Source organism: Mammaliicoccus lentus (genome assembly GCF_002902755.1).
GTDB classification, from domain to species: Bacteria; Bacillota; Bacilli; order Staphylococcales; family Staphylococcaceae; genus Mammaliicoccus; species Mammaliicoccus lentus.
In genome coordinates this window covers 66,850-83,026 of the sequence record NZ_PPRS01000006.1, presented here as the reverse complement: position 1 = coordinate 83,026, position 16,177 = coordinate 66,850, and the positions used below count along the sequence as shown (strand labels likewise).

At 33.2% G+C, this 16,177-nt stretch carries 14 protein-coding genes; all 14 read left to right on the top strand.

What is annotated here, in order from left to right:
• The first annotated feature begins 4 nt into the window (after window positions 1–4).
• Complete coding sequence (locus CD135_RS03225) at window positions 5–676, top strand: YggS family pyridoxal phosphate-dependent enzyme (RefSeq protein ID WP_017000551.1); 672 nt, start codon at window positions 5–7, stop codon at window positions 674–676.
• 12 nt (window positions 677–688) lie between these two features.
• Window positions 689–1,267 carry a cell division protein SepF gene (locus CD135_RS13145; RefSeq protein ID WP_017000552.1) on the top strand — a complete coding sequence of 193 codons (579 nt, stop codon included), beginning with the start codon at window positions 689–691 and terminating at the stop codon, window positions 1,265–1,267.
• Between the two features lie 12 nt (window positions 1,268–1,279).
• A complete protein-coding gene (locus CD135_RS03215; RefSeq protein ID WP_017000554.1) occupies window positions 1,280–1,576 on the top strand; it encodes a YggT family protein in 297 nt (98 codons plus the stop codon).
• A gap of 78 nt (window positions 1,577–1,654) precedes the next feature.
• A complete protein-coding gene (locus CD135_RS03210) occupies window positions 1,655–2,428 on the top strand; it encodes a YlmH family RNA-binding protein (protein WP_103268805.1) in 774 nt (257 codons plus the stop codon).
• An 18-nt stretch (window positions 2,429–2,446) separates the two neighbouring features.
• Entirely contained in the window at window positions 2,447–3,031 is a 585-nt protein-coding gene (locus CD135_RS03205) for a DivIVA domain-containing protein (protein ID WP_017000559.1), read from the top strand.
• A 193-nt stretch (window positions 3,032–3,224) separates the two neighbouring features.
• On the top strand, window positions 3,225–5,975 hold the full coding sequence (gene ileS, locus CD135_RS03200; protein ID WP_103268804.1) for an isoleucine--tRNA ligase: 2,751 nt from the start codon (window positions 3,225–3,227) through the stop codon (window positions 5,973–5,975).
• 174 nt (window positions 5,976–6,149) lie between these two features.
• The gene (gene lspA / locus CD135_RS03195; RefSeq protein WP_017000562.1) at window positions 6,150–6,629 is read left to right on the top strand and encodes a signal peptidase II; all 480 of its coding nucleotides are present in this window, start codon (window positions 6,150–6,152) and stop codon (window positions 6,627–6,629) included.
• On the top strand, window positions 6,626–7,549 hold the full coding sequence (locus CD135_RS03190) for an RluA family pseudouridine synthase (protein WP_103268803.1): 924 nt from the start codon (window positions 6,626–6,628) through the stop codon (window positions 7,547–7,549). Before lspA ends, CD135_RS03190 begins: the two co-directional genes overlap by 4 nt.
• A gap of 206 nt (window positions 7,550–7,755) precedes the next feature.
• On the top strand, window positions 7,756–8,277 hold the full coding sequence (gene pyrR, locus CD135_RS03185; protein ID WP_017000567.1) for a bifunctional pyr operon transcriptional regulator/uracil phosphoribosyltransferase PyrR: 522 nt from the start codon (window positions 7,756–7,758) through the stop codon (window positions 8,275–8,277).
• A 147-nt stretch (window positions 8,278–8,424) separates the two neighbouring features.
• Window positions 8,425–9,726, top strand: coding sequence for a uracil permease (gene uraA / locus CD135_RS03180; RefSeq protein WP_017000569.1), 1,302 nt, complete (start codon window positions 8,425–8,427; stop codon window positions 9,724–9,726).
• An 18-nt stretch (window positions 9,727–9,744) separates the two neighbouring features.
• On the top strand, window positions 9,745–10,647 hold the full coding sequence (locus CD135_RS03175) for an aspartate carbamoyltransferase catalytic subunit (protein ID WP_064204068.1): 903 nt from the start codon (window positions 9,745–9,747) through the stop codon (window positions 10,645–10,647).
• On the top strand, window positions 10,635–11,918 hold the full coding sequence (locus CD135_RS03170; protein ID WP_064204067.1) for a dihydroorotase: 1,284 nt from the start codon (window positions 10,635–10,637) through the stop codon (window positions 11,916–11,918). Before CD135_RS03175 ends, CD135_RS03170 begins: the two co-directional genes overlap by 13 nt.
• Complete coding sequence (locus CD135_RS03165) at window positions 11,911–13,011, top strand: carbamoyl phosphate synthase small subunit (protein WP_017000576.1); 1,101 nt, start codon at window positions 11,911–11,913, stop codon at window positions 13,009–13,011. The genes CD135_RS03170 and CD135_RS03165 overlap by 8 nt, the downstream gene beginning before the upstream one ends.
• Window positions 13,004–16,177, top strand: coding sequence for a carbamoyl-phosphate synthase large subunit (gene carB / locus CD135_RS03160; RefSeq protein ID WP_017000578.1), 3,174 nt, complete (start codon window positions 13,004–13,006; stop codon window positions 16,175–16,177). Before CD135_RS03165 ends, carB begins: the two co-directional genes overlap by 8 nt.

Here is a 16,177-nt window from a genome sequence, read left to right as displayed (position 1 = left end):
AATTTTGAAATCGGTAAAAGAAAATTTAGTAGATATAGAGTCACAAATTCGTAACAGTACTAAAGAATCAAGTTTTGAAACATCACCTCAAGTGATTGTTGTTACAAAATATGTTACAATAGACCGAGCTATAGAAGCTTATCAAGCTGGTTTAAGAAATTTCGGTGAAAATAGAATTGAAGGTTTCATTGAAAAGAAAAAGCAACTTCCTGATGATGCAATTATGCATTTTATTGGGTCTCTGCAAACAAGAAAAGTAAAAGAAGTCATTGATGACATCGATTACTTACACGCACTAGATAGGTTGAAATTAGCAAAAGAAATAGAAAAACGTGCCAATCATAAAGTTAAATGTTTTGTTCAAGTTAATGTTTCAGGTGAGGAATCTAAACACGGTATGTCACCAGAAGAAGTCATTCCTTTTATTAAAGAAATGGAAAATTTTGAACACATTGAAATTGTTGGTTTAATGACTATGGCACCACTAACCGAAGACAAAGAAAAATTAAGACAATATTTCAAACAACTAAGACTGTTAAAAGATAAAGTACAATCATTAAATCTAAGCTATGCACCATGTACAGAATTATCTATGGGCATGAGCAATGATTTTAATGAAGCAATAATAGAAGGTGCTTCATATGTTCGAATTGGTACAAAATTAGTTGGTGAATAAGGAGTGTAAATTATGGCTATTAAAGATGTGTTTAAAGGTTTCTTCATAGTAGATGATGAAGAGGAAGTATACGAAGAACCACGTCAAGAGCAAAGTAGAGCCCCCGAGCAAGAACAAAGCTCTCAAGAGAAAAAGAAAACAGCACAGAATACTTTAAAAAGTGTACCGTCACAACAGAATAATACAACAAGATATCAATCACAACGTTCACGTGATTTTAATAAACCTGAAAGGAAAGAAGCCATGAGTGAAAAACGTACAAATTCATCTCAAACAAATGTGGTGAGCATGGGTGGTAATATGGATTTTGCGCAAAATTCAAAAATGTGCTTGTTTGAACCAAGAGTATTTTCTGATACACAAGATATCGCAGATGAACTTAAAAATAGAAGAACAACACTAGTAAACTTACAAAGAATAGATAAAGTATCTGCTAAAAGAATAATCGATTTCTTAAGTGGAACAGTTTATGCTATCGGCGGTGACATTAGAAGAGTTGGGACAGATATTTTCTTGTGCACACCTGATAATGTTGAAGTTGCTGGATCAATCACAGAACAAATTGAACAAGTTGACCCTTATCAAGAATAGAGGAAATAGTATATGGATAGCGGATTATTAAGTACAATTTTAGGATTTGTATTGTTTGTTGTTAAAATTTATCAATATGGTATGATTGTTTACTTCTTAACATCTTGGTTACCTGGATTAAGAGAAGGAGCTATAGGACAATTTTTAGGTAAGATTTATGAACCGTTTTTAGAACCTTTCAGAAAAATAATTCCACCTCTAGGTATGTTAGACATATCTTCAATTGTGGCTTTTATTACTTTAAGTTTATTCTATGTAGGTTTAATAAGCGTATTCAATATGTTTGTACCTGTAGTACCAATCCTGTAAATTTAACATGAATGATATAGTGTAATGGGATGGGACAATGCGTCCATCCTTTTTTTATATATATTTAGAGGTGTAACAATGGATATCTATCAACATTTTAGAAAAGAAGAAAGAGAAGAAATTGATTTATTTATTAATAAATGTGAAATAGCAGAAAGAAATTATCAACATGTTCTTACGGACTTTTTAGACCCTCGAGAACAATACATTTTAGATACAATAGTTGGTAGTTTTGAAGGATTAAGAGTCCATTATTTTGGCGGAGGTAATGAGGCTGAAAGAAAGCGTGCAATAATTGCTCCTGATTACTTCACTCCAGAAGAAGAAGACTTTGAAATAGTATTAATCGAACTTAATTATCCAACTAAGTTTGTAACATTAACACATCGAAATATATTAGGAACGATAATGTCTCTAGGAATTGATCGTAATCAATTAGGTGATATTATTGTTAACGAAAAAATACAATTTGTTTTGACAAAAAGATTTGAATCATATATTATGTTAGAATTAACAAAAATTAAAGGTGCAGGAATCAAATTGAGTTCTATTCCTTTTCAAAATATGATACAATCAAATGAGAATTGGGTTACACGAGATACAACTGTGAGTGCTATGAGGCTTGATGTAATTGTAAAGCATATAACTAATACAAGTAGAGCGCTAAGTAAGAAACTCATAGAAGGTAAACGTGTAAAAGTCAATCATAGAGAGATTGAAAGAGTAGACTTTTTAGTCGAAGAGAATGATTTACTATCGATAAAAGGATACGGTCGTGCTAAGATTGTAGCCAATAACGGTGAATCAAAAAAAGGCAAATTACGTATAACATATCGTACTTTGTTTAAATAGTGCTAAGGAGGAAAACTGATGGCATTTACCCCAGAAAATATTAAACAAAAAGAATTTAGTAGAGTGCATAAAGGCTTAGATGAATCAGAAGTACGTCAATATCTAGAATCATTAAGCGATGAAATAGAAAAATTAAAATCAGAAAAAGCGCAATTACAAACATTAATAGATGATAAAGATGAAAATATTAATCGTTTTAGAGCGGTCGAAAACACAATTTCTGAAGCAATATTACAAGCTCAAAAAGCAGGCGAACAAACAAAGCATTCCGCTGAGCTAAAAGCTGATTCTATAGTTAAAGAAGCAGAAGGTAGAGCTAATATTATCATCAATGATGCTTTACAAAAAGCACGTAAAATAAGCTTCCAAACTGAAGATATGAAGAGACAATCTAAAGTATTTAGATCTCGTTTTCGTATGTTAGTAGAAGCGCAACTTGATTTGTTGAAGAATGATGATTGGGATTATTTATTAAATTATGATATTGATCAACAACAAGTTACTGAAGAAAATATTGACATTTTGCAAAAAGAAGAACAAAATAATCAAGAGAAGATTAATAATCAATCTATAGATAGTGATGAGGACGCGTCTAAAGAATAATTATAGTAGAAGCGAGCTAGGGATGGTGAAAGCCTAGTCGAATAATTTCTTTAGGTATCACCTTTTCAAAAAATTATATATAGTTAATGAGTGAACTCTAAGTTGAGTTAATAAGGGTGGTACCGCGATTACTTCGTCCCTATTATTTCAACTTAGAGTTTTTTATTTTAATAATTGAAGGAGATTAAAACTTATGGACTACAAAGACACGTTACTTATGCCAAAAACAAGCTTCCCAATGAGAGGTGGACTTCCAAATAAGGAACCTCAAATTCAAGCTGAATGGGATGAAAAAGACTTATTTAATAAAATTTTAGAAAAAAATAAAGGTAAAACACCATTTATTTTGCATGACGGACCTCCTTACGCAAACGGTAATCTACACATGGGTCATGCATTGAATAAAATCTTAAAAGACTTTATTGTTCGTCATAAAGCAATGACTGGTTATTATGCACCTTATGTTCCAGGTTGGGATACACATGGCTTACCTATTGAACAAGCATTAACAAATAAAGGTGTTAAGCGTAAAGAAATGTCAGTCGCAGAATTTCGTGAAAAATGTGAAGAGTTTGCACTTGAACAAATCGAAGTACAAAAATCTGACTTTAAACGTTTAGGTGTAAATGGTGATTGGCAAAACCCATATATTACTTTAAAACCTGAATTCGAAGCAGCTCAAATTCGCGTATTTGGAGAAATGGCAGCTAAAGGTTTAATTTATAAAGGTAAAAAACCAGTTTATTGGTCACCTTCAAGTGAATCATCTTTAGCAGAAGCTGAAATTGAATATAAAGATAAAAAATCACCATCTATTTATGTAGCTTTTAAAGTAGTTGATAGTAAAGGTGTTGTAGATGAAGATGCATCATTCGTTATCTGGACAACAACTCCATGGACAATTCCATCAAACTTAGGAATTGCTGTTAATCCTGAACTTACTTATGTACAAGTAAATGTTGAAGGTAAAAAATATGTAGTAGCAGAAGCGTTATTAGATGCTGTTTGTGAAGATTTAGACTGGAATAAAGAAACAATTGTTCGTGAAAAAGAATTTAAAGGTTCTGAACTTGAATATGTTACAGCGCAACATCCATTTATCGACAGAACATCATTAGTAATTTTAGGCGATCACGTAACTACAGACGCAGGTACTGGTTGTGTTCATACCGCACCTGGACACGGGGAAGATGACTATGTTATCGGACAAAAATATGATTTAGGTGTAATTAGCCCAATCGATGATAAAGGTGTTTTCACAGAAGAAGCAGGAGAGTTTGCAGGGCAATTTTATGATAAAGCAAACAAAACAATTACAGAAAAATTAGATGAAGTTGGAGCACTATTAAAACTATCATTCTTCTCACATTCATATCCACATGACTGGCGTACAAAAAAACCGGTTATCTTTAGAGCGACTGAGCAATGGTTCGCTTCAATCAGTAAAGTAAGACAAGATATTTTAGATGCAATTGATACAACTAAATTTAAAATTGATTGGGGTAAAACACGTTTATACAACATGATTAGAGATAGAGGAGAATGGGTAATTTCTCGTCAAAGAGTTTGGGGCGTACCATTACCTGTATTCTATTCTGAAAATGGCGATATCATCATGACAGAAGCAACAATTAATCATGTTGCTGATTTATTCGAAAAACATGGATCTAATGTTTGGTTTGAAAGAGAAGCTAAAGATTTATTACCTGAAGGATTTACACATGAAGGTAGTCCTAACGGTGTATTCACTAAAGAAACAGATATTATGGATGTTTGGTTCGATTCAGGCTCTACGCACAGAGGAGTACTTGAAACTAGACCTGAATTATCTTACCCAGCTGATATTTATATTGAAGGAAGTGACCAATATAGAGGTTGGTTTAACTCTTCAATTACAACTTCAGTAGCAACTAGAGGCATTTCACCATATAAAATGTTACTTTCACACGGTTTTGTAATGGATGGTGAAGGTAAAAAAATGAGTAAATCTCTTGGTAATGTTATCGTACCAGATAAGATTGTTAAACAAATGGGTGCTGATATTGCTCGACTATGGGTGAGTAGTGTTGATTACTTGGCTGATGTTCGTATTTCTAATGAAATTTTAAAACAAACTTCAGATGTTTACCGTAAAATCAGAAATACATTCCGCTTCTTATTAGGAAACGTGAATGATTTTAACCCAGCAACTGATAGTGTTTCTTATGATGAAATGCTTGAAATCGATCAATACATGCATAACCGTTTAAATCAATTTATCGGTAAGACATTATCACATTATGAAGCTTACGACTATTTAGACATCTATCAAGATATTCAAAACTTTATCAACGTAGATTTAAGTAATTTCTACTTAGATTACGGTAAAGATATTTTATATATTGAAAAAGCAGACTCATTAAAACGTCGTAGTATGCAAACCGTATTATATGAGACATTAGTTAAATTAACTAAGTTATTAGCACCAATTATCCCACATACTGCAGATGAAATTTGGGGGCATATTCCACATGTTGAAGAAGAAAGTGTACATTTAACAGATATGCCTGAACCACATGAAATTGATACTGTATTAATGGAAAAATGGTCTCAATTCATGAAATTAAGAGACGATGTTAACAGAGCTCTAGAAGTAGCACGTAATGAAAAAGTAATTGGTAAATCATTAGAAGCGCATATTACTTTATCTAACTCATCTGAGTTTGATACTGTTGATTTCTTAAGTAAATTTAATGATTTAAATCAATTGTTCATTGTATCAAAAGTTGACGTTGTAGATGAATTAACTGAAGGTACAGAATATGAATTAGTTAAAGTTAAAGTTGACCATGCAGAAGGTGAAAAATGTCAACGTTGTTGGAACTATTCAGATCAATTAGGTTCAGTTAATGGACTAGATCACTTATGTCCTCGTTGTCAATCAGTTGTAGCAACTTTAGGTTAATCATTTAATTTAAAAAACAATTTGTTGTGTAAATAAATACTCCTATTAAAGTTTTCACTTTAATAGGAGTATTTTTAATGTAATAACATAAAAATACATGTTTAATATTATTTGTCAGATTAACAAACCTACCTGTTTATGTGGTAAAATAATCAAGATTGGAGTGAACAATAAATGCGTAAAGGTTATAATATTCCTATATGGAGTATTTTTATAGTTATAATTATAGCGTTAGACCAATTAACAAAATATATGATTGTAAAATCATTAGAAATTGGTGATTCTGTAAAAGTTATTAAAAATCTTTTATATATAACTTCTCATCGGAACGAAGGTGCTGCGTGGGGTATTCTTCAAGGGAAAATGTGGTTGTTCTATATTGTGACAATCGTTGTGTTAGTTATATTAATTATGTTCTTTAAGAGCGAAGGTTATGGAAAACCATTAATCCAATTCGGTCTGAGTTTATTAATAGCTGGTTCGATAGGTAATTTTATAGATCGATTGTTTAGAAGTGAAGTAGTAGATTTTATAGATACGTATATATTTGGTTATAATTTCCCGATATTTAATGTTGCGGATGCAGCTTTAACAATTGGTGTTATTGTATTAATTATTGTAATTTTATTTGAAGGCAAGGAGGAAAAAGCTTGAATACGTTTGAATTTAAAATAGAAACAGAGCAAGAAGCGGGCGTAAGAATTGATAAATTGTTACCTGAATTAAATCCAGATTGGTCAAGAAGTCAAATACAAGATTGGATTAAATTAGGTTTAGTTGAGGTAAACGGTAAAGTCGTAAAATCAAATTATAAAACTAAATTGAATGATACGATTGTTGCTACTGAAAAAGTAGTAGAAGAAGTAGACATAGTAGCAGAAGATTTAGGCATAGAGATATATTATGAAGATAAAGATGTTGCGGTAGTCTACAAGCCTAAAGGAATGGTAGTACATCCTGCTCCCGGACATTATACTGGAACTTTAGTAAATGGACTTATGTATGCTATAACAGATTTATCAGGCATTAATGGAGAAATTAGACCAGGTGTTGTACATCGAATTGATAAAGATACTTCAGGTTTATTGATGGTAGCAAAAAATGATATTGCACATAGAGGGTTAGTAGAACAATTAGTCGATAAGACAGTAACTAGAGAATATACTGCTTTAGTACATGGTCATATCCCTCACGAATTCGGTACTATTGAAGCGCCTATTGGTAGAAACCCAAAAGAGCGCCAAGAAATGGCTATCGTTGATGATGGCAAAGAAGCAGTAACGCATTTTAACGTGATAGAAAAATTCGACCAATATACATTGGTGAATTGTCAGCTTGAAACTGGGCGAACACACCAGATTAGAGTGCACATGAAACATATTGGTTACCCATTAGTAGGGGACCCAAAGTATGGTAGAAAGAAAACTTTAGATTTAGGCGGGCAAGCTTTACATGCAGGGTTACTTGGATTTGGACATCCTATAACTGGAAAATATATCGAAAAAGAAGCGCCTTTACCTGAATATTTCGAAGCGTTAATAGAAAAGTTAAGAAAAATAGAAGATAAAAAATAATTGTAATAATACTAGTTTAATTTCAGATATACTTTGACAATATACTAGAAAAACGATATTATAGTTTTAACAATTAAATCGTCTTTAACAGACAGTCCTGAGAGGCTGAGAAGACATATATGTGCGTGTGGACCTTTTTAAAGGTACCAGTATATACTCATGTCTTCTTAAAGACATGAGTATTTTGTTGTGGAAGGAGATTGAATATGGCTGAAAGAATGATTATGGATGATGCAGCAATCAATCGTGCTTTGACGAGAATGTCACATGAGATTTTAGAGAAAAACAAAGGCACGAAAGATATTGTATTATTAGGTGTGAAAACTAGAGGCGTACACTTAGCAAATAGAATTGAAAAGAAAATCAAATCTATAGAAGATGTGCAAGTGCCAACTGGCGAGATTGATGTCACACATTACCGAGATGATGTAGAACATAGTCAAATTAAAGTGAAATCATTTGATATCGAAGTAGATATTAATGATAAACATGTTATTATCGTCGATGACGTGTTATACACAGGTCGCACTGTTAGAGCTTCACTTGATGCTATATTAGACCATGCACGACCACGAAAAATCAGCTTAGCTACATTGGTAGATAGAGGTCATAGAGAGTTGCCTATTAGAGCAGATTACGTTGGTAAAAACGTACCAACTGCTTCTAACGAATCAATAGTAGTAGAACTAGAAGAAATTGACGATAAAACAGCAGTAACATTAAATTAAATAATTCCTTTTAAATCAGTACGAGATACTGGCAAAGGAGCGTTTTTGTAACAGTCTACCTGTATATATTTGTATAGGTATAACTGTATACATAGATCCCTTTGCATATCTTGTAAAGGGATCTTTTTTTGAATAGGAGAATGAAAAATGACACACAACGAAGAAATGTTTGAACGCACGGTTGAACCTATTTTAGATGTAAATGAGAAACCAAAACCTTCTCAATGGTTTTTCTTAAGTTCACAGCACTTATTTGCAATGTTTGGAGCGACAGTATTAGTACCTTTCTTAACAGGATTACCTGTTTCAGCAGCATTAATCGCTTCGGGGCTTGGAACATTACTTTATATTCTAATTACTAAAGGAAAAATACCTGCATACTTAGGATCAAGTTTCGCGTTCATCACACCGATTATAGTCGGTCTTAAATCACACGACCTAGGCGAAATGTTAGTGGCTTTGTTCATGAGTGGTGTCCTTTATGTAATCATCGGATTGATTATAAGGCTTACAGGCACAGATTGGTTGCTGAATTTATTACCACCTGTTGTAGTAGGACCAGTAATTATGGTTATAGGACTTGGTTTAGCGCCAGTTGCTGTCAACATGGCAATGTACACTGATTCAAACGCAATGACTGGATACAGCGGTGTTTATATTACAGTGGCACTGATTACACTGATTACAACAATAATTGTTTCAGTATTCTTTAAAGGATTTTTATCAATCATACCAGTATTGATAGGTATTATTGTAGGTTACATTTCATCATTACTATACGGCATTGTTGATTTAGAACCGATAGCAAAAGCGAAATGGTTACAATTACCAGACATATACATGCCTTTTCATGATTACACACCTTCATTACAGTGGGGATTAATATTAATCATGTTACCGATTGTATTTGTAACGGTAAGTGAACATATTGGGCATCAAATAGTTATTAATAAAATTGTCGGTAAAAACTTTTTCAAAGAGCCAGGTTTACATCGATCATTAATCGGTGATGGCGTGTCAACTATGATGTCTTCTATTATAGGTGGACCTCCAAGTACAACATACGGAGAAAATATAGGTGTACTAGCAATTACAAAAATTTATAGTATATGGGTTATAGGAGGTGCAGCAGTCCTCGCACTTATTTTAGGCTTTGTTGGAAAGTTTACAGCTATGATTTCCACTATACCGACACCAGTCATGGGCGGTGTATCGATACTGTTATTCGGAATTATAGCTTCAAGTGGATTGAGGATGTTGGTAGAAAACAAAATTGACTTTGGTAACAATAGAAATTTAATTATAGCATCAGTAATTTTAGTACTAGGAATCGGAAAAGCACATCTAGATTTTACAGGTATCGGTATTCATTTGAATATTGAAGGGATGGCATTAGCAGCAACAGTTGGTATTTTACTGAATCTCATTTTACCCAAGAAAATAAAATAATTCTAGGAGGCGTTACCCTTGAAAAACATATTATCTATGGCTGATTTAACAAAAGACGAAATATTAAACATTATTCACAAAGCGCAGGATCTAAAAGAACAAGGTATAAGTTCAATTGATAGAAAAGCAACTGTAGCAAATTTATTCTTTGAAAATTCTACAAGAACGAAATGTAGTTTCGAAATGGCTGAAAGAAAATTAGGATTAGACATTTTACCATTTGAAACAAATACTTCATCTGTTCAGAAGGGTGAAACGCTATATGACACGTGTAAAACTCTCGAATCTATAGGAGTTGAAGCGCTGATCATCAGACATAGTGAAAATGAATATTATGAACCTTTAAAATCGCTTAATATACCTGTTATTAATGGAGGAGATGGAAGTGGACAACACCCAACTCAATCTTTACTGGATATTATGACGATTTATGAAGAGTATGGTTATTTTAGCGGGTTAAAAGTTTTAATTTCAGGAGATATTAAAAATTCAAGAGTAGCAAGAAGTAACGCTGACGCTTTAACAAAATTAGGTGCAGAAGTCATGTTCTCAGCTCCAGACCAATGGAAAGAACAGATTTCTGATATTCCTTATGTAAATATTGATGATGTTATTAATGAAATTGATGTGTGCATGTTGTTAAGAGTACAAAATGAAAGACATGATAAAGGTCAATCTTATAGCAAGTCTGAATATCATGTTGGTTATGGCCTTACAAAAGAAAGATACGAACAACTGAAAGATAGTGCAATTGTAATGCATCCTGCTCCGGTAAATCGAGGGGTCGAAATTGATACAAATTTAGTTGAAAGTCCAAAATCTCGCATTTTTAGACAAATGGAAAATGGTGTTTTCGTGAGAATGGCATGTATTCAAGAAGTACTTAATCATAAGGAGGAAAAAGTAAAATGTCACTTATAATCAAAAATGGAAAAATCTTATCTCAAGGTGAACTTGTGAAGAAAGATATACAAATAGAAGATGGTAAGATCAAAAGTATCGCTGATTCAATAGAAGAAGGAAATTTGAAAGTGATTGATGCTAAAGGACATTTTATTTCGCCAGGTTTTGTTGATGTCCATGTTCATTTAAGAGAACCAGGTGGAGAGCATAAAGAAACAATTGAAACAGGAACTAAAGCAGCGGCAAGAGGTGGTTTTACAACTGTATGTCCAATGCCTAACACTAAACCTGTTCCTGATTCAGTTGAAAATCTAGAAAAAATACATGACATTATAAATAAACATGCTGCTGTAAGAGTATTACCATACGCATCTATTACTGTGAGACAAGCAGGTAAAGAGCACGTAGATTTTAAAGCTTTAAAAGAAACAGGCATGTTCCAATTTACTGATGATGGTGTAGGAGTACAGACAGCTTCAATGATGTATGAAGCAATGATAGAAGCGGCTAAAATCAATAAAGCAATCGTTGCGCATTGTGAAGACAATTCACTTATTTACGGTGGAGCAATGCATGAAGGAAAACGTAGTAACGAACTTAACATACCAGGCATACCTTCAATATGTGAAGCTGTCCAAATTGCAAGAGATGTGTTATTAGCCGAAGCTGCTAATTGTCATTATCATGTGTGTCACGTTTCGACTAAAGAAAGTGTAAGAGTAATAAGAGATGCTAAAAAAGCTGGAATTAAAGTGACTGCAGAAGTAACACCACACCATTTATTGTTAACTGAAGACGATGTACCTGGAGACGACGCAATATACAAAATGAACCCACCATTAAGAGCAAAAGAAGACAGAGATGCTTTAATTGAAGGACTTATTGATGGAACAATTGATTGTATTGCAACAGATCACGCTCCGCATGCCAAAGAAGAAAAAGAAGCTTCTATGGTTGATGCACCATTTGGAATTGTAGGAAGCGAAACTGCTTTCCAATTGTTATATACGCATTTTGTTAAAACAGGAAAATTTACTCTAGAACAACTTGTTTCTTATTTAACAATAAAACCATCTGAAACATTCGATTTACCTTATGGACGACTTGAAGAAGGTGGCTATGCTGACCTTACGATAATAGATTTAGAATCAGAAAGACCAATTAAAGCTGAAGAATTTGCTTCTAAAAGTAGCAATACACCATTTATCGATGAAGTTGTATCAGGATACCCAATCATGACAATTTATGACGGTGAAATAGTTTATGAGGAGGCAGTAAAAAATGCGTAATAGAAGATACTTAGTTCTTGAAGATGGCACCATTTATAAAGGGTTTAAGTTAGGTTCAGATGAATTAACAATAGGAGAAATTGTATTTAATACAGCTATGACAGGTTATCAAGAAACAATTTCAGATCCATCATATACAGGTCAAATTATTACATTCACATATCCACTTATTGGGAATTATGGTTTTAACCGAGATGATTTTGAATCATTAACACTGACTTTAAATGGTGTAGTTGTTCGTGAAGCATGTCAAGAACCGAGTAACTTCAGATCTAGTAAAACACTAGATGAAACTTTGAAATTTTATAATATTCCAGGTATTTCCGGTGTTGACACAAGAAGTTTAACTAGAAAAATTAGAAACCACGGTGTTCTTAAAGCTGGTTTTACAGATAATGAAAACGAAATTGAAACAGTTATTCACAGATTGAAAAATGATACGTTAAGAACTGATGAAGTTGAGCAAGTGTCATCTATTAGACCGTATATTTCAACAGGAGACGGATATAAAGTAGTACTGATTGACTATGGTAAAAAAGAAAATATTGTACGTGAGTTAAATAGAAGAGGTTGTGATGTGACAGTTGTACCATATCAAACATCTGTAGAAGAAATATTAAATATTGCCCCTGATGGCGTGATGGTTTCTAATGGTCCAGGTAATCCAGAGAATGTTAAAGAAACGCTAGATACGATTCAATCAATTATAGGAAAAATACCATTCTTTGGTATATGTTTAGGACATCAATTATTTGCACTATCACAAGGTGCAACTTCTTACAAAATGAAATTTGGTCATAGAGGTGCTAACCATCCTGTTATGAACTTAAGTACTGGAAAAGTTGATTTAACAAGTCAAAATCACGGCTACGCTATAGAAGAAGAATCAATCAAAAATACAAAATTAGAAATTACACATATCGCATTAAATGATCGTTCAATAGAAGGTCTGAAGCATAAAGAATATCCAGCTTTCTCTGTACAATATCATCCGGAAGCTTCTCCAGGACCACATGATTCAAATTATTTATTCGATGAATTTATTGAAATGATTCAATTACATAAAGAGAAGGAGCGTAATATTAATGCCTAAACAAACAGATATAAAATCCATCTTAGTTATCGGTTCAGGTCCAATCATTATAGGACAAGCAGCTGAATTTGATTATGCAGGTACACAAGCTTGTCTAGCTCTAAAAGAAGAAGGATATAAAGTCATACTTGTTAACTCTAACCCAGCCACGATTATGACTGATACAGAAATTGCAGATACAGTATACATCGAACCTTTAACATTGGATTTTGTTAGTAGAATTATAAGAAAAGAACAACCAGATGCACTATTACCAACATTAGGCGGTCAAACAGGTTTAAATATGGCAATTGAACTACATGAAAATGGTGTACTTGAAGAAAATAATGTTCGTTTGTTAGGTACGCAATTATCTTCCATCGCTCAAGCAGAAGACCGTGATTTATTCCGTAATTTAATGAATGAATTAAATGAGCCAGTACCGGAAAGTGATATTGTAAATGATCTAGACGCCGCCATCCAATTTGCGAATAAAGTAGGTTATCCTTTAATTGTTCGCCCAGCATTTACGATGGGTGGAACAGGTGGGGGAATTTGTAATGATGAGACTGAATTAAGAGAAGTTGTTCAGAACGGTTTAAAATATAGTCCTGTAACTCAATGTTTAATTGAAAAATCAATAGCTGGATATAAAGAAATTGAATATGAAGTAATGCGAGATAAAAATGATAATGCCATTGTTGTGTGTAACATGGAAAATATTGACCCTGTTGGTATACATACTGGAGATTCAATCGTGGTGGCACCAAGCCAAACATTATCAGATGTTGAGTACCAAATGTTAAGAGATGTTTCATTAAAAATTATTAGAGCTTTAAAAATAGAAGGTGGATGTAATGTACAATTAGCCCTTGATCCACATTCTTTAAATTATTATATCATCGAGGTTAATCCACGTGTATCTAGATCCTCTGCTTTAGCTTCAAAAGCAACGGGGTATCCGATTGCTAAATTGGCAGCTAAAATTGCAGTTGGTATGACATTAGATGAAATGCTGAATCCTGTTACAGGCACGTCATATGCAGCATTTGAGCCTGCTTTAGACTATGTTGTTTCTAAAATACCTAGATTTCCTTTTGATAAATTCGACAAAGGTGAAAGACATTTAGGTACACAGATGAAAGCAACTGGAGAAGTTATGGCTATTGGAAGAACTTATGAAGAATCGCTTTTAAAAGCAATTCGCTCATTAGAATATGGCGTACATCATTTAGGATTACCTAATGGAGATGAATTTGAACTAAACTTTATAGAAGAAAGAATTAAAGCACAAGATGATGAAAGACTTTTCTTCATTGGAGAAGCAATTAGAAGAGGAACATCGTTAGAAAGAATTCATGAACTAACTGAAATTGACTACTTTTTCTTAAATAAATTTAAACACATTATTGAGATAGAACATGAACTTAAAGAAAATAAAGGAAATTTAGAATGTTTAATGTGGGCTAAACAGTATGGATTTAGTGACAAAGTGATTGCGCATAGATGGGAACAATCTGAACGTGAAATTTATGATTTAAGGCAACAACATCAAATCAATCCAGTTTATAAAACTGTCGATACGTGTGCAGCTGAGTTTGAATCTGAAACACCATATTTTTATGGCACTTATGAAGAAGAAAATGAATCAATAGTATCGGAGAAGGAAAAAATTATCGTTCTAGGTTCTGGTCCAATAAGAATCGGCCAAGGAGTAGAATTTGATTATGCAACAGTTCATGCAGTATGGGCGATACAAGAAGCTGGATATGAGGCTATAATTATAAATAATAATCCAGAAACTGTTTCGACTGATTTCTCAATTTCAGACAAACTATATTTTGAACCTTTAACAGAAGAAGATGTTATGAGTATTATTAATCATGAAGAACCAATTGGAGTAGTTGTTCAATTCGGAGGTCAAACTGCGATTAATTTAGCTGATAAACTTTCTGAAAAGGGCATTAAAATACTTGGTACTTCTTTAGAGGACTTAAATAGAGCAGAAGATAGAAAAGAATTCGAAGCTTTATTACAAAAAATAAATGTACCACAACCATTAGGAAAAACTGCAACATCTGTAGAAGAAGCAATAAAAAATGCGAATGAAATTGGTTACCCTGTCGTTGTGAGACCTTCATATGTACTAGGTGGTAGAGCAATGGAAATCGTATACGCTGAAGCGGAACTACGAAATTATATGGAGCAAGCTGTTAAAGCAAGCCCCGAACACCCAGTACTGATAGATAGATATTTAACAGGTAAAGAAATAGAAGTAGATGCAATATCAGACGGGGAAACAGTTGTTATACCAGGAATCATGGAACATATTGAAAGAGCTGGCGTTCACTCAGGAGATTCTATAGCAGTTTATCCACCACAAACTTTAACAGATGAAGAAATTAATATGTTAGTAGACTATACGACTAAATTAGCTAAAGGGCTAAACATTATCGGTTTAATCAATATTCAGTTTGTTTTATCTAAAGGTGAAGTCTTCGTACTTGAAGTTAATCCTAGAGCAAGTAGAACTGTGCCATTTTTAAGTAAAATAACGGGCATTCCAATGGCTAAGTTAGCTACAAAAGCAATTACAAATATATCTTTAAAAGAACAAGGATATGAAAACGGATTAGTTCCTTACAAAGAAGGCGTGTATGTAAAAGCACCAGTATTCAGTTTTAGTAAATTGAAAAATGTAGATATTACTTTAGGACCTGAAATGAAATCAACAGGTGAAGTAATGGGGAAAGACCTAACGCTAGAAAAAGCATTATATAAAGGTTTAACGGCAAGCGGATTAAAAGTACAAGATCAAGGTACAGCACTGTTTACTGTAAGTGATAAAGATAAAGAAGAAGCTTACATTATTGCAAAACGATTCCATGAAATAGGTTATAGAATTTTTGCAACTGAAGGAACATCAAAATATTTCCAAGAAAAAAATATACCAACTTATACTGTAGGAAAAATTGGTGGAGAACATGATTTGCTATCTGTTATTCAAAAAGGCGAAGTACAATTAGTCGTTAATACAATGACTAAAGGAAAAATTTATGAAAGAGATGGTTTCCAAATTCGGAGAGAATCGGTAGAGAACGGCATTCCTTGTTTAACGTCACTTGATACTGCAAACGCATTAGCAGATGTAATTGACAGTATGACATTTAAAACTGACCAAATGTAG

Bases quoted from the DNA above. Each gene is read 5' to 3' on its own strand.
- CD135_RS03210 (WP_103268805.1), top strand. From the start codon at position 1,655: ATGGATATCTATCAACATTTTAGAAAAGAAGAAAGAGAAGAAATTGAT.
- CD135_RS03170 (WP_064204067.1), top strand. From the start codon at position 10,635: ATGTCACTTATAATCAAAAATGGAAAAATCTTATCTCAAGGTGAACTT.
- CD135_RS13145 (WP_017000552.1), top strand. From the start codon at position 689: ATGGCTATTAAAGATGTGTTTAAAGGTTTCTTCATAGTAGATGATGAA.
- ileS (WP_103268804.1), top strand. From the start codon at position 3,225: ATGGACTACAAAGACACGTTACTTATGCCAAAAACAAGCTTCCCAATG.
- uraA (WP_017000569.1), top strand. From the start codon at position 8,425: ATGACACACAACGAAGAAATGTTTGAACGCACGGTTGAACCTATTTTA.
- CD135_RS03165 (WP_017000576.1), top strand. From the start codon at position 11,911: ATGCGTAATAGAAGATACTTAGTTCTTGAAGATGGCACCATTTATAAA.
- CD135_RS03215 (WP_017000554.1), top strand. From the start codon at position 1,280: ATGGATAGCGGATTATTAAGTACAATTTTAGGATTTGTATTGTTTGTT.
- pyrR (WP_017000567.1), top strand. From the start codon at position 7,756: ATGGCTGAAAGAATGATTATGGATGATGCAGCAATCAATCGTGCTTTG.
- carB (WP_017000578.1), top strand. From the start codon at position 13,004: ATGCCTAAACAAACAGATATAAAATCCATCTTAGTTATCGGTTCAGGT.
- CD135_RS03205 (WP_017000559.1), top strand. From the start codon at position 2,447: ATGGCATTTACCCCAGAAAATATTAAACAAAAAGAATTTAGTAGAGTG.
- lspA (WP_017000562.1), top strand. From the start codon at position 6,150: ATGCGTAAAGGTTATAATATTCCTATATGGAGTATTTTTATAGTTATA.